The organism is Aquipseudomonas guryensis (genome assembly GCF_014164785.1).
Taxonomy (GTDB): domain Bacteria; phylum Pseudomonadota; class Gammaproteobacteria; order Pseudomonadales; family Pseudomonadaceae; genus Aquipseudomonas; species Aquipseudomonas guryensis.
The window spans coordinates 451,420-468,918 of sequence record NZ_JACJFN010000003.1; the positions used below are offsets into that span (position 1 = coordinate 451,420).

Sequence of the window (17,499 nt, forward strand, 5' to 3'; positions counted from 1 at the left end):
ATGCTGAGACGCAGAGCGTCCCGGGATCGGTTTCCACGCAGGAGCGTGGGAACCATCGATCATCCACCCGCTAACGGAGTCGCCATGCGTATCGCTTTCGCCCTGCTCGCCACCTTGCTGCTCAGCGCCTGCGCCAGCCAGGGCACAGTCGACCCGCAGGGTTACCGCGCCGAAGGCCAGGCTTCCTGGTATGGCGCCCAGCACCACGGCCGCAAGACCGCCAGCGGCGAGCGCTTCGACCAGCACGCGCTGACCGCCGCCCATCGCCAACTGCCTTTCGGCACACGGGTACAGGTCACCAACCTGCGCAACGGCAAGCGCGTGGTGGTTCGCATCAATGATCGCGGACCTTACTCGCGTGGACGCCTGATCGACGTGTCGAAAGCCGCCGCCGAACAGCTCGACATGCTCAACAGTGGCATAGCACCGGTACGCATCGAAACCCTGCGCGATTGAAACAAGGCGCTACAGCCTCTGGCATTGCCCAGCCGGATGAATAAGCTATGCCGATCTTTTCTGGAGCCTGACCATGACCCTGATGACCCTCGTCTATTTGATCGCCGGTCTGGTACTGCTGGTCGCCGGTGCCGAGGTGCTGGTACGCGGCGCTGCCAAACTGGCCGCCCAGTTCGGTATCCCACCGCTGATCATCGGCCTCACCGTGGTGGCTTTCGGTACCAGCGCACCGGAAACCGCCGTCAGCGTGCAAGCTGCTCTGGATGGCAAGGGTGATCTGGCTATCGGTAACGTGGTCGGCAGCAACATCGCCAACGTGCTGTTCATCCTCGGCCTTACCGCACTGATCGCGCCGCTGCTGGTATCGCGCCAGCTAATCCGCCTGGACGTGCCGATCATGATCGGTGCCAGCCTGGTGACCTATGCCCTGGCCTATGACGGCAGCCTCAGCCGCCTGGACGGCGCCCTGTTGCTCGCCGGCATCCTGGCCTACACCGGTTTCCTGATCATCAGCAGCCGTCGCGAGAAAAAAGCCGAAGGCGGCGACGAGTTCGAAGATGAATACGGCCTCAACGAGCCCGCCAAACCCTATGCCTGGGCCATCAACCTGGGGCTGATCATCGCCGGCCTGGTGCTGCTGGTCAGCGGATCCAACTTCCTGGTTGAAGGCGCCGTGCAACTGGCTCGCGCCCTGGGCATGTCAGAACTGGTGATCGGCCTGACGGTGGTTGCCGTCGGCACCTCGCTGCCGGAGCTGGCCACCTCGGTAATGGCCGCCATCAAAGGCGAGCGCGATATTGCCGTAGGCAACATCGTCGGCAGCAACATCTTCAACCTGCTCTGTGTACTCGGCCTGGCCTCGCTGGTGTCGCCAGCCGCCATCCCGGTAGCGGCCAACGCCCTGGCCTTCGACTTCCCGGTGATGATCGCCGTGGCCGTGGCCTGCCTGCCGATCTTCTTTAACGGTTACTCGATCAACCGTTGGGAGGGTGCGCTGTTCATCATCTACTACGCCATCTACACCACCTACCTGATCGTCCACAGCAGCGGTGCACCCTGGCTGGATGCCTTCCAGCAAGCCATGCAGACTTTCGTTCTGCCGCTGACCGCCGTGACCCTGGCGGTGATCGGTGCCCGCGCCTGGCATCGCCAGCGCTGAATCAAGGAGATAGCCGATGAGCCAGGAAAAACCCAGCGGCCTGCAGGTGCGCCGCGAAGTGATGGGCGATGCCTTCGTCGACCGCGCCCTGGGTAACGCCACCGCGTTCACCCAGCCGCTGCAGGACTTCGTCAATGAACATGCCTGGGGTGGTGTGTGGAACCGCGAAGGGCTGGACCGCAAGACCCGCAGCCTGATCACCCTGGCCGCGCTGACCGCGCTGAAATGCCCGCAGGAGCTCAAAGGCCATGTGCGCGGCGCCCTGAACAACGGCTGCACAGTCGAGGAAATCCGCGAAGCGCTGCTGCACTGCGCGGTATATGCCGGCGTGCCGGCGGCGATCGACGCCTTTCGTGCGGCCCAGGAAGTGATTGAGGAACAGGGCAAGGCCTGAATCGCGCTCGCGCAAGCCGTTGCCACCCCCTAGACTGACCGGGGTTGAACCCGGCCATGGATGCGGCCTGCATGCCGACATGAGCGCGAGATGAAACGACTGAAAGTGCTGCTGTTTAGCCTGACCTGCATGACTGCTACCGCGCAGGCCGAAAGCATCATCTGGCTGGGAGCGGAATTCCCGCCCATGTACATATCCCAAGGCCCCCACGCCAATCAGGGCTACATGAATGCCCTGTTCAGCTATCTGCAACAGGCGCTGCCGCAGCACAATTTCAGCGAGTCGGTCGCCCCCTGGCCACGGGTGATGCACATGGCCGAGCAAGGTGGCCCCTACTGCCTGCTGGCCGCCTTCAAGACCCCAGAGCGCGAAGCCTTTCTGCGCTTCAGCAAGCCCTATGGCCATTTGCTACCACTGGGCCTGGTCGTCAGCCAGGAACAGACGGCCCTGGTCGCGCCCTACCTCGATACCGCCGGACGCATCGATCTCGAACGCCTGCTCAAGAACCCGCAGATACGCCCCGGCATTGCCAGTGGCCGCAGTTATGGCAGCCTGATCGACACCCTGCTGCAGTCTGTCCAGGGCACCGAGCAAAGCAGTTTTGCCAGGGTTTACCAGGGCGAATCCACCAGTGCCCTGTTCAACATGCTCGACCGCCGGCGCATCGACTACACCTTCAGCTATCCCAGCGAAATGGTCTATTTCACCGCCAGCCACCAGCACCTGCGCTTCTACCCCATCGCCGGCAATGAACAACTGTTACCAGGCCGACTCAGCTGCACACGCAGCCCGCAGACTGACCGGGTATTTGCCGAACTCAACCAGATCCTGAGCGGTACGGGGCATCAGGCAGTGTTCAAGGCCGCTTACGAGCGCTGGCTACCCGATTACCTGCTGGAGCCCTACCGTGCCCAGCTTGCCCAACTGCCGGCCGAGTAACGGCGCGCCACCCGCGCACCCACGCAACCTGACGACTCGGTCAAGCGTGATGCAGCGCACAAACCCCTCGAAATTCTTTTGCGCCACCCCATCGCCAGGAAGGCCGGCGAGCGCATAATCCGCACCGCGATTGCCACCGGCGTCGCTCCCGTGGACGCAAGGTCCGCACCTCCATGTTGCAGGGATGCATATGCTCGCTTCGATCAAGTCGGCTTGCCGCCGCATTTTCGCTATTTTCGCTTTCATCATCCTCGGCATCCTGCGCCTGGCGCGCTGGCTGCTGGGCGCCCTGGTGGGCAGCTGGCAGCCACCGTTGTGGCTGCGCAAGCTGTGGCAGGGCCTGTGCACCTGCGGTCGCTGGCTGCGCGCGCGGCCCAAGCAGACGGCCGCAGCCCTAGCGCTGCTGGCCCTGCTCGGTGGCGCTGGCGCCTATGCCTGGCACTGGTACAAGAACCTGCCGGTGCCCTACAGCGTGGCCTACTCGGTGGAAGCTCCGGCGCTGACCGACTACACCCAGGAAACGCCCGTCATCGCCCCTCTGCGCATCGACTTCCGCGACTCGGCGGCGCCTCTGGAAGCCATCGGCAAACCGGTGCACCAGGGCATCGAACTGCAGCCGGCGATCAAGGGCGTTTGGCACTGGGCCAGTGATCGCGCCCTGGTGTTCACCCCGGCCGGCGATTGGCCGATTGCCCAGGACTACAAGGTGATCATGGCCGAGGAAGGTCTGCTGGCCGACGGCGTGCTGCTTGAGCAGTACGAGCAACGCCTGCGCACCCAGGCCTTCGACGCAGAAGTCAGCAGCCGCGAGCTGTACCAGGACCCGGTCGTGCCGAGCCTGAAGAAACTGGTGAGCACCATCCGCTTCACCCACCCGGTGGATCAGCAATCCTTCCGCGAGCGGGTCGCCATCAACCTCGACCGTGGTCTGGAATACCGTGACAAGGATGTGCCGCCGAACCCGGAAATCAGCTTCAGCAAGAACAGCCTGCAGGCCTATGTGCATTCCGCGCCGCTGGCCACCCCGCTGGAAAGCAGCAGCGTGAGCCTGGTCGTAGACAAGGGCATCCAGGCGCGCGACGGTGGCAACGCCACCCTGCAGCAACTGCACACCTCGGCCACCATACCCGGCCGCTATCGCCTGACCTTCAGCGCCAGCAACGTCCAGTTCGTCGACAACGACCGCGGCGAGCCGGAGCCGGTGCTGATGTTCAGCAGCTCCAGCGCTGTGGCCGACGAGGCCATCGCCAAGCAGGTGCAGGCCTGGCTGCTGCCCGAGCGCACGCCACAAGGCAGCGAGTACTGGGACGATTACCAGGTCGACGAGAAGACCCTGGCCAAGGCCGAGCGCCTGCTGCTGACCCACATCCCCAGCATTGAGCCGCTGAACAGCCTGCACGCCTTCAAGTTCAAGGCCGCACCGGGGCGCTTCCTTTATGTGAAGGTGGCGGCCAAGGTCGAGGCGGTCGGTGGCTACCTGGCCAAGGACCCGACCTACAGCCTGCTGCAGATGCCCAAGTACCCGCGCGCCCTGGCCTTCCTTTCTGAAGGCGCCCTGCTCAGCCTGAATGGCGAGAAGCAGCTGGGCATCCTCGGGCGCGGCGTGCCTGGCGCCCAGGTGGAGATATCGCGCCTGCTGCCCAACCAACTGCATCACCTGGTTGACCAGAACTACGGCAGCTTCGCTCGCCCGGAGATCAGCAACAGCTACTTCGACCGCCTGGTCGAGCGCATGGCAGTCAAGCTGCCGCTGGATGCCAGCGACCCGGCCAAGACCCAGTACAGCCATGTCGACCTGGCGCCCTACCTGAATGCCGACGGTGGCCGGCGCGGCATTTTCGTGATCAAGCTCAGCTCCGAGGATGATCCGAGCCAGGACACCTTCGACTATTACTACGACGACAACCCGACCCGCGACCTGCGCTTCGTGGTGGTCACTGACCTCGGCATCATCGCCAAGCGCAGCAGCAATGGCAGCCACGACATCTTCGTCCAGTCGCTCAGCCAGGGCGGCGCGGTGGCCGGCGCGGAAGTCGAGATCATCGGCCGCAACGGCCTGCCGGTGGCCACGGCCTACACCGACCTCAACGGTCAGGCACATTTCGCCAAGCTCGACGAACTGCGCCGCGAAAAGACCCCGCTGATGTACGTGGTCAACCACGGCAACGACCAGTCGTTCCTTCCAGTGGCGCGCAGCCAGCATCGCCTCGACCTGTCGCGCTTCGACGTCGGCGGCCAGTACGAGGCCGGCGAGCCGGATCGTCTCGGCGCCTACCTGTTCAGCGACCGCGGCCTGTACCGTCCGGGCGAGATCGCGCACCTGGGCATGATCGTCCGCACTGCCAACTGGAGTGGCCAGCTGCAAGGCCTGCCGGTCGAGCTGGACGTGCGTGACCCGCGCGGCCAGAGCGTGCTGCGCCAGCAGCTGAAGCTGTCCAGCAGCGGTTTCGAGAGCCTCGACTTCCACAGCAGCGAAGCAGCGCCGGCCGGCACCTACACCGCCAGCCTCAGCCTGATTGACGAGGAAAATCGGCGCACCGAACTGGGCAGCGTCGACTTCAAGGTGCGCGACTTCGAGCCGGACCGCATGAAGGTCACGGCTACCCTGGCCAAGACGCCGGTCAAGGGCTGGATCGCCCCCGAGCAGGTCGAGGCCAAGGTCAAGGCCATGCACCTGTTCGGCGCGCCGGCCTCGGCGCGGCGGGTCACCGCCGAGATGACCCTGTCGCCGGCCTATGCCGCCTTCGACGGCTATGCCGACTACCGCTTCCGCCTGAACAATTCGCTCAGCGAAAGCAGCACAGAGGAACTGCCGGAAGCGCAGACCGACGACAACGGCGAGACCCTGCTCGACCTCAAGCTGGAGCGCTATGCCGCTAGCACCTACCGCTTCAGCCTGCTGGCGCGGGTGTTCGAGGCCGAGGGCGGACGCAACGTCGCCGCGCAGAGCAGCCTGATGGTGTCTGCCGCGCCCTGGCTGGTCGGGGTCAAGAGCGTCGACTCGCTGAGTTACGTGAGCAAGGGCGCCAAGCGCGAGATCGAGTGGCTGGCTATCGGCCCGGACCTCAAGCCGCTGGCGGTGGACGGTCTGTCTACCGAGCTGGTCGAGCACCGCTACGTGTCGGTACTGGTCAAACAGTCCAACGGCACCTACAAGTACCAGTCGCGAATCAAGAACATCCCGCTCGGTAGCCAAACGCTGGCGATTGCCGCCGCCGGCAGCAAGCAGACGCTCAACACCAGCGAACCCGGCGACTACACCCTGACCCTCAAGGCCGCCGATGGCACGCCGCTGAACCAGGTCGACTACAGCGTCGCCGGCCAGGGCAACGCCAGCCGCTCGCTGGAACGCAACGCCGAACTGCAGCTGCGCCTGGATAAGGACAGCTACGCCCAGGGCGGCGAGATCGAGATCAGCATCCGCGCCCCCTACACCGGCGCCGGGCTGATCACCATCGAGCGTGACAAGGTCTACGCCCACCAGTGGTTCAAGGCCGACAGCACCAGCAGCGTGCAGCGCATCCGCCTGCCCGCCGAGCTGGAAGGCAACGCCTACGTCAACGTGCAGTTCGTCCGCGACAGCGCCTCGCCCGAGGTCTACATGAGCCCGCTGTCCTATGGCGCCGCGGCCTTCCGTATCGACCTCGATGCACGGCGCATCCCGCTGCAACTGGAGGCCGCCGAGCATATCGAGCCGGGGCAGACCCTGGATATCAATGTGCGCAGCGACCGCCCAGGCCGCGCGGTGATCTACGCGGTGGACGAAGGCATCCTGCAAGTGGCGCGCTACAAAGCGCCGGACCCGCTGGCGCAGTTCTTCCAGAAACGTGCCCTGGAAGTGGAAACCAGCCAAATCCTCGACCTGCTGCTGCCCGAATTCAGTCGCCTGCTGCAGGCCGCAGCGGTCGGCGGTGACGGCGAAGACCTGCTCGGCGCCCACCTCAACCCGTTCAAGCGCAAGCGCAAGCCGCCAGTGGCCTACTGGTCCGGCCTGGTCGACCTGCAGGCCGGCGACAACCGCTTCAGCTACCCGGTGCCGGACTACTTCAACGGCAAGCTGCACCTATTCGCCGTGGCGGTGGACGACGCGCGCATCGGCGTAGTCGAGGGCGCCACCGAGGTACGCGGGCCGCTGGTGATCACCCCCAACGTGCCGGCCTTCGTCGCCCCGGGCGATGTGTTCAAGGTCAGCGCCGGGGTGTTCAGCAACCTGGAGCAACCGGCCACGGTCAAGGTCAGCGTGGAAACCAGCGCCGACCTCAAGGTGCAGGCCATCAGCCAGGCCGAGCTGCAACTGGCGCCGCGCAAGGAAGGCGTGGTGGAGATCGACCTGCTGGCTCTGGAAGCCCTCGGCTCGGCCGATCTCAACTTTGTCGCCACCCTGCCCGACGGCAAGCGCGTGCAGATCGGTGAAACCACCTCGGTGCGCCCGCTGGTGGAGCGCCGCGTGGCGCTGACCCTGGGCCGCACTGAGGACTCCAGCGGCGAAGTGCAGATCAGCCGCGACCTCTACCCGCAGCTGCGCAACGTGCGCTTCGGCGCCGCCGGCTCGCCGCTGGTGTGGGCCGACGGCCTGCAGAGCTACCTGGCCGACTACGGCTACAGCTGCACCGAGCAACTGGTGTCCAAGGCAATGCCGGCGCTGGTCTGGGGTAGCTCGGCGGCCGGTGTCGACCAGGCCGCCCTGCCAGCCTTCGACAACGCGGTGCGCATCCTGCGTTCGCGGCAGAACCTGGAAGGCGGCTTCGGCCTGTGGGCGGCCAACCCGCAGGTGGTGCCGTTCGCCAGCCTGTACGCCAGCGACTTCCTGATCGAAGCCAAGGAACGCAACTACCCGGTACCGGGCGACCTACTCAACCGCGCCAACGCCTACCTGTCGCAAGTGGCCAACGGCCCCAGCGAAGGCCTCAGCGAGCTGCGCGACCGCGCCTACGCCGCCTACCTGCTGACGCGCCAGGGCGTGGTCACCAGTGGCGCCCTGGCCGATATCCGCGAACGCTACGAGACCTACCACAGTAAGAACTGGCAACAGGACATCGGCGCCGCATACCTGGCCGCCAGCTACAAACTGCTCAAGCAGGACAAGCAGGCCGACAAGCTGTTCGCCGAGCAGCAGTGGCGCACCCTGGAGAAGAACTGGAGCAGCTACGGCCTGTACTACGACCCGCTGGTACACGACGCCGAGCACCTGCGCCTGCTCAGCAAGCACTTCCCAGGCGAGCTGGACGAAGTGCCGGTGAAACTGCTCGACAGCCTCGGTGAACGCCTCAGCGAACAGCGCTACAACTCGCTGTCCGCCGCCCTGCTGCTGCGCGCCCTGGACAGCTATGGCGAGCGCGCCGAAGTCGGCCTCAACCTCAAGGTCAGTGCCTGGCTGGGCAAGCAGGGCGAGCAGCCGCTGGAACTGAGCGGCAAGCCGCCGATCAGCGAGGTGCCGATCGCGGCGAAGATGCTCCTTCTGCGCAAGGACGGCGACGCGCCGGTGTTCTACATGCTCAGCGAAGCCGGCTACGACCGCGGCGCGCCGAACAAGGTGATTGCCGACGGCCTGGAAGTGACCCATGAGTACACCGATCTGGATGGCGAACCCGTGGACCAGGTCAAAGTCGGCGACGAGTTCTTCGTGCGACTGCGCCTGCGCGCCAAGGACTTCGACCAGGTGCAGCAGGTGGCCGTGGTCGACCTGCTGCCGGGCGGCACCGAGCCGGTGTACAACCAGCCGGCCGTGGTGACCGCAAGCAGCGACGAGGAGTCGTCCGAGGAGGAGTACAGCGAGGAAGGCGAGTACGCAGAACCGAGCTGGCAGCCGCCGGTCGGTGAAAGCGCGCTGAGCGACTGGAACCCGGACTTCGCCGACGTGCGCGACGACCGCGTGGTGCTCTACGGCACCGTTTACCGCGACGCTGCCACCTTCGTCTACCGCGTACGCGCCACCAACGCCGGCACCTTCGGCACGCCGCCGGCCTACGCCGAAGGCATGTACGACACCAGCCAGCAGGCGCGTGGCAAAGCGGGCAAGCTGACCATCGTCAAACCCTGATGGCATGCCCCGCCGCCCGGTGCGGCGGGGCTTCCTTCACCTCTGCCAGGAGCGCCCATGCGTAGATTCATGCCTTACCTGCTGCTCGCTCTGACCCTGCCCGTCGCGGCCGGCTCGCCCCAACCGCTGCCGGAGGATCTCGCCGCCTTTATCCAGGACTATGAGAACTGCGAGCATTTCAGCGGCGAGGAACCCTACGATGAAGAACGCCGCGCTTTTCTAAACGAGCAGATCGAGCAATCCTGCACAGACCTTGAAACGCAGCGCCGCGCACTGAGCCAGCGCTATGCTGGGCAAGCTGAGCTGTTACAGCACCTGCACGACCACCCTCCGCTCTGAACCCCATGATTCCCGCCACCCTAGCGCCACGTCGCTGGCAACGCATCGCCTGCTGGCTGCTGGCTGCCGGCCTGCTGCTCCTGGCCATGCGCCTGTGGCCGCACGCACCGCTGCGCGAGGCGGCGCCTTTGTCGCGTCTGGTGCTGGCGGAAAATGGCGAACTGCTGCGCCTGACCCTGGCCAGCGATGGCCAGTACCGTCTGTGGCTGCCGCTGGAGCGCATCGCCCCGGCGATGATCGATGCCCTGCTGCTCAAGGAAGACCGCAACTTCTACCGTCACCCCGGCGTCGACCCGACGGCGCTGCTGCGCGCCACCCTGGCCACCTACGGCGGTGGCATGCGCCAGGGCGGCTCGACCCTGAGCATGCAGCTGGCGCGGCGGCTGTATGGCCTCAACTCGCGGCAGATCCCCGGCAAGCTGCAGCAGATCGCCCTGGCCCTGTGGCTGGAGGCGCGGCACAGCAAGCATGACATCCTCGAGGCCTACCTCAACCTGGCGCCCATGGGCGGCAATATCGAGGGGGTCGAGGCGGCCAGCCGCATCTACTTCGCCAAGTCCGCCGAGCAGCTGTCGCTCAGCGAGGCCCTGGCCCTGGCGGTGATCCCCCAGCAGCCGGGGCGCGGCCAGTTCGGCCCGTCGCTGCAGAAGGCGCGCCTGCAACTGATGGCGCAGTGGCGCAGCGAGCACGCCGACGACCCGCGCAATGACGGCCTGCTCGACCTGCCGCTGCAGGCACGCACCCGCCAGCAGCTGCCTTTTCGCGCGCCGCACCTGAGCGAACAGCTGCTGGCCAGCCACAACGCTGCCGAGTTGCACAGCACCCTCGACCTGCGCCTGCAGACTCGCCTGGAAAAACTCATCGAGCAGTTCGTCAGCGACCACCGCCGCCAGGGCGTGCGCAACGCCACGGCGATCCTGGTGGACAGCCGCGACCAGGCGGTGAAGGCGCTGGTCGGCTCGGCCGACTACTTCGATGCGGGCATCCATGGCCAGGTCAACGGCGTGCAGTCGCGGCGCTCGCCGGGCTCGACGCTGAAACCGCTGCTCTATGCCCTGGCTATGGACCAGGGACTGATCCAACCGATGAGCATCATCAAGGACGCGCCCAGTGCTTTCGGTGCCTTCCAGCCGGAGAACTTCGACGGCAAGTTCGCCGGCCCGTTGACTGCCCAGGATGCGCTGATCCGTAGCCGCAACGTACCCGCGGTGTGGCTGGCCAGCCAGCTCGATAAGCCATCGCTGCACGGCCTGCTGCAGCGCGCCGGCATCCAGCGCCTGCGCGCGGAAGAGTTCTACGGCCTGGCCCTGGCCCTCGGCGGCGGCGAGATGACCCCGGCAGAGCTGGCCAAGCTTTACCTGCTGCTGGCCGGCGACGGCCGCCTACGGCCACTGCGCTGGACCCGCGAAGACCGCAGCGAGCCGGGCGCGCAACTGCTGTCGCCGCAGGCAGCCTTCATGGTGCGCGACATGCTCCGGCATAACCCACGCCCGGACGGCCTGCCCGCCGATGCACGCGGGCGCAACTGGCCGGTGGCGTGGAAGACCGGCACCTCCTGGGGTTTCCACGATGCCTGGAGCGCCGGGCTGGTCGGCCCCTACGTGCTGATAGTGTGGGTCGGCAACTTCGACGCCACGGCCAACCCGGCCTTCGTCGGCATCAAGACCGCCGCGCCGCTGTTCTTCCGCATCGCCGATGCCCTGCCGCTGGCCCTGCCCGAGGTAAAGGCGACCGTCGACCGGCCACCGCCGGGGCTGACGCGGGTCGAAGTCTGCGCCGCCTCCGGCGAGCTGCCCAACCGCTGGTGCCCGCAGACCCGCAAGACCTGGTACATCCCCGGCGTATCACCGATTCGCGTGTCCGACCTGCACCGCCCGGTGATGATCGACCGCCTGACCGGCAAGACCGCCTGCCCGCCGTTCGACCCGGCGACCAGCGAACTGCAGGTCTTCGAATTCTGGCCGTCCGAGCTGCAGCGCCTGTTCACCGCCGCCGGCCTGCCGCGGCGGACACCGCCGGACGCCCAGCGCGACTGCCAGGTGCAGGCGGCGGTCAATCTGCAGGAAGTGCCGCGCATCACCTCACCGCTGACCCAGGTCACTTACAGCCTGCGCCTGTCACAACCGCAGGAGAGCATCGCCCTGAGCGCCAACGCCGCCAGCGACGCGCGCCGGCTGTACTGGTTCGCCGACCACACATTGATCGGCCAGGGCACGCCGCAAAGCGCCCTGCAGTGGCGCCCCGAGCGCTCCGGGCAGTACCAGATCCGCGTCAGCGACGACCAGGGCCGTAGCGCCAGCCGCGCCTTGCGGGTGGAGTTCCTGCCGTAGGTTGCGATTCACGTAGCCCGGATGCAATCCGGGAGGGCGATATGCCGAAGGATCGTCCCCGGATTGCATCCGGGCTACGGCCGTTTGCCCCTCTCCCACTGGTGGGATAGGGGCGTTACCGCACTCCGCGACGGACGCCTATATCCAGCCGCCCCACTGCAGCAGGAACAAGCCGATATTGGTGCTGAGCACCGCCGCCAGGGTGGTGATGACGATGATCGACGCCGCCAGCTCGTGGTTGCCGCCGCTGGCCTTGGCCATGACGAAACTGGCCGCTGCCGTGGGGCTGGCGAAGTACAGGAAGAGGATGCCCAATTCGGCATTGCGAAAGCCGCAGAGGAAGGCGCCGAGGGTGGCCAGCAGCGGCAGCCAGAGCATCTTCCACAGGCTGGCGCTGAGGGCCAGGCCACTGCCCTGGCGCAGCGAGGCCAGCGACAGGGTGCCGCCGATGCAGATCAGCGCCAGTGGCAGGGTCATGCTGGCGAAGTAGTCGCCGGAGGTGAGCAGCCAGGCGGGCAGTTTGACCTGCCAGTAGGCGAACGGGATCGCCGCCAGCACGCCGAGGATCAGCGGGTTGCGCAGGATGCTCTTGCTGATGCTCCACACATCGGCCTTGGCCTGCGGGCTGTAGATGGCCAGGACGATGGCCGACAGGCTGTTGTAGGAAAGGATCACCACGCCGCCGAGGATGCCGCCCAGCGACAGGCCATAGTCGCCATACAGGCTGGTGGCCAGGGCCAGGCCGACGATGCCGTTGTTGCCGCGAAAGGCGCCCTGGGTGTACACGCCGCGTTCCTCGCGCGGGATGCGCAGGATCGCCCAGCCCCAGACCAGCAGAAAGCCCAGCAGCGTGGCCAGCAGGAAGTAGCCGAGCAGCGCCGGCTGCAGGGCAGTGCTGAGGTCGGCATGCAGGATGGCGAGGAACAGCATGACCGGCATGGTGCCCTTGAATACCAGGGCCGAGGCGGTATCGATGAAACGCGCGTCGATCCAGCCCAAGCGCTTGAGGCCAACGCCGAGAAACAACATGGCAAACACCGGGGCGGTGACGGCGAGGGTCTGCTGGACAACGGCGAGCATGGCGGGCCCCGACTGACTGCTTAGGGCGCTAATGATAACCAAGCGGACAGGAAAAAGGCTTTCACCAGGCTTTCAACCAGGCAGAAACCCGTAGGAGCCAGCTTGCTGGCGATCCGTACACACAAGGCGCAGCGCTGATCGCCAGCAAGCTGGCTCCTACAGACGTTGGCGCGACTCGCTCAGCGGCGTACCGGACGCTTCTGCAACTTGCGTTGCAGGGTACGCCGGTGCATGCCCAGGGCGCGGGCGGTGGCAGAGATATTGCCCTCGTGCTCGGCCAGCACGCGCTGGATGTGCTCCCACTGCAGGCGGTCCACCGACATCGGGTTTTCCGGCACCAGGGTGTCCAGGTCGGCATGCTTGGACAGCAGCGCGGTCAGCACGTCGTCGGCGTCGGCCGGCTTGCACAGGTAGTTGGTGGCGCCGCGCTTGATCGCCTCCACGGCGGTGGCGATGCTCGAGTAACCGGTGAGGATCACCACGCGCATTTCCGGGTCCAGTTCCAGCAGCTTGGGCAGCAGCACCAGGCCGGAGTCACCTTCCATCTTCAGGTCAACCACCGCGTAGTCGGGCAGGTCTTCCTTGGCCAGGGCCAGGCCTTCCTCGGCCGAGTTGGCCACGCTGACGCGTAGGCCGCGACGATCCATGGCCCGCGCCATGACGCGGGTGAAGGTGGCGTCGTCGTCTACCAGCAGCAGGTGCGGCTGCTCTTCGCCGTCGATCAGTTGCTCGTCACTCATGTTCATCTCCGGGGGCCAGTCTGGGCAGACGCAGTTCCGTCAGCGTACCGCCATCTTCATGGTTGTAGAGTTTTACCGACCCGCCGGCCCGCGTCACGCTGGCCTGGCTGAGGAACAGGCCGAGGCCGAAGCCCTTGCCCTTGGTGGTAAAGAAAGGTTTGCCGATCTGCTCGGCGATCGCCAACGGTACGCCGGCGCCGTGATCGCGGATGCTCAGGACGATCCACAGATGATCCCAGTCGAGGCGGATATCCAGCTTGTCCGGGCAGGCATCGGCGGCATTGTTCAGCAGGTTGAGCAGCGCCTGGGTCAAGTCGGCCGGCGGCGCCAGGCGTGGCACGGCGCCACGCCCCAGAGGCTGGAAGCGGTAGGTGGCTTCCGGGCGCATCAGGTGCCAGCGGTTGAGGGTGGTCTCCAGCCACTGCACGGCGGTCTGTTCGAACACCGCCTGGCGACGGTCGGCCTCGGCGGCACGCACCAGCTGCTGCAGGGTTTCCTTGCACAGCTTGACCTGCTCCTGGAGCAGCGCCAGGTCGTCCTGCAGGGCCGGCTTGTCGCGGTATTCCTGGCGCAGTTCCTTGATCAGCACGCTCATGGTCGCCAGCGGCGTGCCCAGCTCATGGGCGGCGCCGGCGGCCTGGGTGGCCACGGCGAGCAACTGCTGATCGCGCATGCCCTCCTCGCGGCGCAGCGCCTGCAGCTCGTCCTGGCTGCGCAGGGCGCCGGCCATCTTGACCACGAAGAAGGTGATGAAGGCCGCCGACAGGGCGAAGTTCATCCACATGCCGAACAGGTGCAGGCTGATCAGCATGGCCTCGTGCTGCACATTGTTCAGGTGCAGCGGGTGGTACCAGATCAGCAACGCGGTGTAGCCGCTCAAGGCCAGGCCGCTAAGGACCATGGAGTAGAACCACGGCAGGGTCGCCGCAGCGATGGTCAGCGGCACCAGGTAATAGGAAACGAAGGGGTTGGTCGAGCCACCGGAGAAATACAGCAGCAGGCTGTGTACGACCAGGTCACAGGCCAGCTGGGTGGCGTACTCAAGTTCGGTCACCGGCCACGGTCCGCGCAGACGCAGGGCAGTGAATAGACAAAGGCACAAGGAAATACCGAGCACGATGCTCAGCGGCAACCAGGGCAGCGGCAGCAGATCGGACAGGTAGGCGATGCCCACCGAGCCGGCCTGGGCAGACAGCACCAGCATGCGGATCAGGGTCAGGCGCCAGAGATTCTGGCGGCTGGCGGAGAGCAGTTGAACGGGTGCGTACATGGTGGCTCCGGCGGACTGCGGCGAGTATAACCAGAGGCCCATGCCGGCCGCCTGCCTGCGGCAACTCGCCGCAGCCAGGCAAACAGAAAAAACAGCGAACCAGAACTAACCCGAACAGTCAGATAGTTCCGTCTACCCCTAGGACAATTACTCGCAAGGAGTCTCTATGCATACGCTCAACCGCCTCGCCGCCACCGTGGTATTCGGTGTCATCGCCCTGACCAGCCTGTCGACCCTGGCTGACGAGGCCCGCTACAACCAGATCGCCCTGCGCGCCGAAGTCGGCCAGGAAGTGGCCCACGACCGCATGTACGTGACCCTCTACAGCGAGGCGCAGGACAAGGACCCGGGCAAACTGGCCGCCGCCATCACCACCACCCTGAACAAGGCTGTCGAGCAGGCACGCAAGGTCAAGGACGTCAGCGTCAGCCTGGGCAACCGCAACAGCTACCCGGTGTACGAGGAAGAAGGTACCAAGATCAGCGCCTGGCGCGAACGCGCCGAAGTACGCCTGGAAAGCGCCGACTTCGCCAGCCTGGCGCAACTCAGTGCCGACCTGCTCGGCGAGCTGAAGATGGCCGAGATGAATTTCGCCGTGGCCGATGCCACGCGCCAGCAGAGCGAAGATGCGCTGATCAAGGAAGCCGTCGCCGCCTTCAAGGCCCGCGCCCAGCTGGCCACCGAAGCGCTCGGCGGTTCGGGCTACAAGCTGGTCAGCCTCAACCTCAACAGTGGCGGCTTCCAGCCAGTGATGCCGATGCGCGCCATGGCCATGGACAGCGGCAGCTTCAGCAAGAGTGCGCCGGCGCCGCAGATCGAGGCCGGCAGCAGCAAGGTGAGCATGGCGGCCGATGGGGTAATCGAGGTACAGATGCCCTGAGTCCGTGCATCCGCCGTTACCTGCGGTTACTCCGTGGGTAGCGGCCAGCCAGGGCAACCACCGCCCGACTTGTACAAATGCGACACCGACTTACAGCTTCCCCCCGTCTTCTACACTGATCTCGGCTTAACGTTGTTGCCCGGCATATGCCGTGCATAGTTTCGCGCAAGGTACCCACAAGGTGCCCCTCACGATGACAACCACAACAAACCTGAGGTCAACATGCGTAAAAACGCCGTCATCCAGACCCTTCTTGCCGCTGGGCTGATCGCCAGCGCGCCCTTCGCCAGCGCCGCCAGCAACCTGGTGTTCTGCTCCGAAGGCAGCCCCGCCGGCTTCGACCCCGGTCAGTACACCACCGGCACCGACTTCGATGCCGCCGCGGAAACCATGTTCAACCGCCTGACCCAGTTCGAGCGAGGCGGTACCGCGGTAGTCCCCGGCCTGGCCGAGAAGTGGGATATCGCCGCCGACGGCCTCAGCTACACCTTCCACCTGCGTCCGGGCGTGAAGTTCCACAGCACCGAGTACTTCAAGCCGACTCGCGAATTCAACGCCGACGACGTGCTGTTCACCTTCCAGCGCATGCTCGACAAGGAACATCCGTTCCGTAAGGCCTACCCCGCCGAATTCCCCTACTTCACCGACATGGGCATGGACGCCAACATCGCCAAGCTGGAAAAGCTCGACGACATGACGGTCAAGTTCAGCCTGAACAACGTCGACGCGGCCTTTATCCAGAACCTGGCGATGAGCTTCGCCTCGATCCAGTCCGCCGAGTACGCCGACCAGCTGCTCAAGGCCGGCCAGGCCGCCGACATAAACCAGAAGCCGATCGGCACCGGGCCGTTCGTGTTCAAGCGCTACCAGAAGGACGCGCAGATCCGCTTCACCGGCAACAAGGACTACTGGCTGCCGGAAGACGTGAAGATCGATAACCTGATCTTCGCCATCAACACCGATGCCTCGGTGCGCATGCAGAAGCTCAAGGCCGGCGAATGCCAGATCACCCTCTTCCCGCGCCCGGCTGACCTCGAGTCGCTGAAGAAAGACCCGAACCTGGCCATGCCCGAGCAGGCGGGCTTCAACCTCGGCTACATCGCCTACAACGTCACCCACAAGCCGTTCGACCAGCTCGAAGTGCGCCAGGCGCTGGACATGGCGGTGAACAAGCAGGCAATCATCGACGCCGTCTACCAGGGCGCCGGCCAGTTGGCGGTGAACGGCATGCCGCCGACCCAGTGGTCCTACGACGAGACTGTCAAGGACCCGGCCTTCGACCCGGAGAAGGCCAAGGCCCTGCTCAAGGCGGCCGGCGTCGCCGAGGGCACCGAGATCACCCTGTGGGCCATGCCGGTGCAGCGCCCGTACAACCCCAACGCCAAGCTGATGGCCGAGATGCTCCAGGCCGACTGGGCCAAGGTCGGCATCAAGGCCAAGATCGTCAGCTACGAGTGGGGCGAGTACCTCAAGCGCGCCAAGGGCGGCGAGCATGACGCCATGCTGATCGGCTGGAGTGGCGACAACGGTGATCCGGACAACTGGCTGGGCACCCTCTACGGCTGCGACGCGGTGGACGGCAACAACTTCTCCAAATGGTGCGACGCCTCCTACGACAAGCTGGTTCAGGCGGCCAAGCGCACCACCGATGTGGCCGAACGCACCGCCCTGTACAAGCAGGCCCAGCATATCCTCAAGGCCCAAGTGCCGATCACCCCGATCGCTCACTCCACCGTGTATCAACCGATGCGCAAGAACGTGCAGGACTTCAAGATCAGCCCGTTCGCGCTCAACTCCTTCTACGGCGTGGGCGTCGGCAAGTAAGCCGGTCACCGGGCGGCCACGCGCCGCCCGGACTCATTCTGCAGCCTG

Annotated in this window: 12 protein-coding genes; 9 read left to right on the forward strand and 3 right to left on the reverse strand. The window is 65.7% G+C overall.

Annotated elements, in window-relative coordinates:
- The first annotated feature begins 84 nt into the window (after nt 1–84).
- The 7 genes from H3H45_RS13740 (at nt 85) to pbpC (ending at nt 11,657) form a co-directional block, all read left to right on the forward strand.
- Nucleotides 85–456, forward strand: a complete 372-nt coding sequence (locus tag H3H45_RS13740) for a septal ring lytic transglycosylase RlpA family protein (RefSeq protein WP_182834301.1) — start codon at nt 85–87, stop codon at nt 454–456.
- Between the two features lie 73 nt (nt 457–529).
- A complete protein-coding gene (locus H3H45_RS13745) occupies nt 530–1,615 on the forward strand; it encodes a calcium/sodium antiporter (RefSeq protein ID WP_182834302.1) in 1,086 nt (361 codons plus the stop codon).
- 16 nt (nt 1,616–1,631) lie between these two features.
- On the forward strand, nt 1,632–2,009 hold the full coding sequence (locus H3H45_RS13750; protein ID WP_182834303.1) for a carboxymuconolactone decarboxylase family protein: 378 nt from the start codon (nt 1,632–1,634) through the stop codon (nt 2,007–2,009).
- Nucleotides 2,010–2,099: 90 nt separating this feature from the next.
- Nucleotides 2,100–2,948, forward strand: coding sequence for a TIGR02285 family protein (locus H3H45_RS13755; protein WP_182834304.1), 849 nt, complete (start codon nt 2,100–2,102; stop codon nt 2,946–2,948).
- A gap of 190 nt (nt 2,949–3,138) precedes the next feature.
- Complete coding sequence (locus tag H3H45_RS13760; protein WP_182834305.1) at nt 3,139–8,988, forward strand: alpha-2-macroglobulin family protein; 5,850 nt, start codon at nt 3,139–3,141, stop codon at nt 8,986–8,988.
- A 69-nt stretch (nt 8,989–9,057) separates the two neighbouring features.
- Entirely contained in the window at nt 9,058–9,327 is a 270-nt protein-coding gene (locus tag H3H45_RS13765; RefSeq protein WP_182834306.1) for a hypothetical protein, read from the forward strand.
- Nucleotides 9,328–9,413: 86 nt separating this feature from the next.
- On the forward strand, nt 9,414–11,657 hold the full coding sequence (pbpC, locus tag H3H45_RS13770; protein ID WP_235983730.1) for a penicillin-binding protein 1C: 2,244 nt from the start codon (nt 9,414–9,416) through the stop codon (nt 11,655–11,657).
- Between the two features lie 138 nt (nt 11,658–11,795).
- Here the strand turns inward: pbpC and H3H45_RS13775 are convergent, their stop codons facing one another.
- From H3H45_RS13775 to H3H45_RS13785, 3 genes are all read right to left on the reverse strand, one after another.
- Nucleotides 11,796–12,737, reverse strand: a complete 942-nt coding sequence (locus tag H3H45_RS13775; protein WP_182834308.1) for an AEC family transporter — start codon at nt 12,735–12,737, stop codon at nt 11,796–11,798.
- Nucleotides 12,738–12,916: 179 nt separating this feature from the next.
- Complete coding sequence (locus H3H45_RS13780; RefSeq protein ID WP_173203582.1) at nt 12,917–13,477, reverse strand: response regulator transcription factor; 561 nt, start codon at nt 13,475–13,477, stop codon at nt 12,917–12,919.
- Nucleotides 13,470–14,747 (reverse strand): ATP-binding protein, encoded by a 1,278-nt coding sequence (locus H3H45_RS13785; protein WP_182834309.1) that lies wholly within the window; start codon nt 14,745–14,747, stop codon nt 13,470–13,472. Before H3H45_RS13785 ends, H3H45_RS13780 begins: the two co-directional genes overlap by 8 nt.
- A 166-nt stretch (nt 14,748–14,913) precedes the next feature.
- Here H3H45_RS13785 and H3H45_RS13790 point away from each other — a divergent pair, with 166 nt between their 5' ends.
- Nucleotides 14,914–15,627: an SIMPL domain-containing protein gene (locus tag H3H45_RS13790; RefSeq protein ID WP_182834310.1), complete on the forward strand. Its 714-nt coding sequence runs from the start codon at nt 14,914–14,916 to the stop codon at nt 15,625–15,627.
- Between the two features lie 222 nt (nt 15,628–15,849).
- Nucleotides 15,850–17,451, forward strand: a complete 1,602-nt coding sequence (locus tag H3H45_RS13795; RefSeq protein WP_182834311.1) for an ABC transporter substrate-binding protein — start codon at nt 15,850–15,852, stop codon at nt 17,449–17,451.
- The last annotated feature ends 48 nt before the right edge of the window (nt 17,452–17,499 follow it).

Excerpts from the sequence above, each read along its gene's own strand:
- H3H45_RS13740 (WP_182834301.1), top strand. The coding sequence starts at position 85 with ATGCGTATCGCTTTCGCCCTGCTCGCCACCTTGCTGCTCAGCGCCTGC.
- H3H45_RS13745 (WP_182834302.1), top strand. The coding sequence starts at position 530 with ATGACCCTGATGACCCTCGTCTATTTGATCGCCGGTCTGGTACTGCTG.
- H3H45_RS13750 (WP_182834303.1), top strand. The coding sequence starts at position 1,632 with ATGAGCCAGGAAAAACCCAGCGGCCTGCAGGTGCGCCGCGAAGTGATG.
- H3H45_RS13755 (WP_182834304.1), top strand. The coding sequence starts at position 2,100 with ATGAAACGACTGAAAGTGCTGCTGTTTAGCCTGACCTGCATGACTGCT.
- H3H45_RS13760 (WP_182834305.1), top strand. The coding sequence starts at position 3,139 with ATGCTCGCTTCGATCAAGTCGGCTTGCCGCCGCATTTTCGCTATTTTC.
- H3H45_RS13765 (WP_182834306.1), top strand. The coding sequence starts at position 9,058 with ATGCCTTACCTGCTGCTCGCTCTGACCCTGCCCGTCGCGGCCGGCTCG.
- pbpC (WP_235983730.1), top strand. The coding sequence starts at position 9,414 with ATGCGCCTGTGGCCGCACGCACCGCTGCGCGAGGCGGCGCCTTTGTCG.
- H3H45_RS13775 (WP_182834308.1), bottom strand. The coding sequence starts at position 12,737 with ATGCTCGCCGTTGTCCAGCAGACCCTCGCCGTCACCGCCCCGGTGTTT.
- H3H45_RS13780 (WP_173203582.1), bottom strand. The coding sequence starts at position 13,477 with ATGAGTGACGAGCAACTGATCGACGGCGAAGAGCAGCCGCACCTGCTG.
- H3H45_RS13785 (WP_182834309.1), bottom strand. The coding sequence starts at position 14,747 with ATGTACGCACCCGTTCAACTGCTCTCCGCCAGCCGCCAGAATCTCTGG.
- H3H45_RS13790 (WP_182834310.1), top strand. The coding sequence starts at position 14,914 with ATGCATACGCTCAACCGCCTCGCCGCCACCGTGGTATTCGGTGTCATC.
- H3H45_RS13795 (WP_182834311.1), top strand. The coding sequence starts at position 15,850 with ATGCGTAAAAACGCCGTCATCCAGACCCTTCTTGCCGCTGGGCTGATC.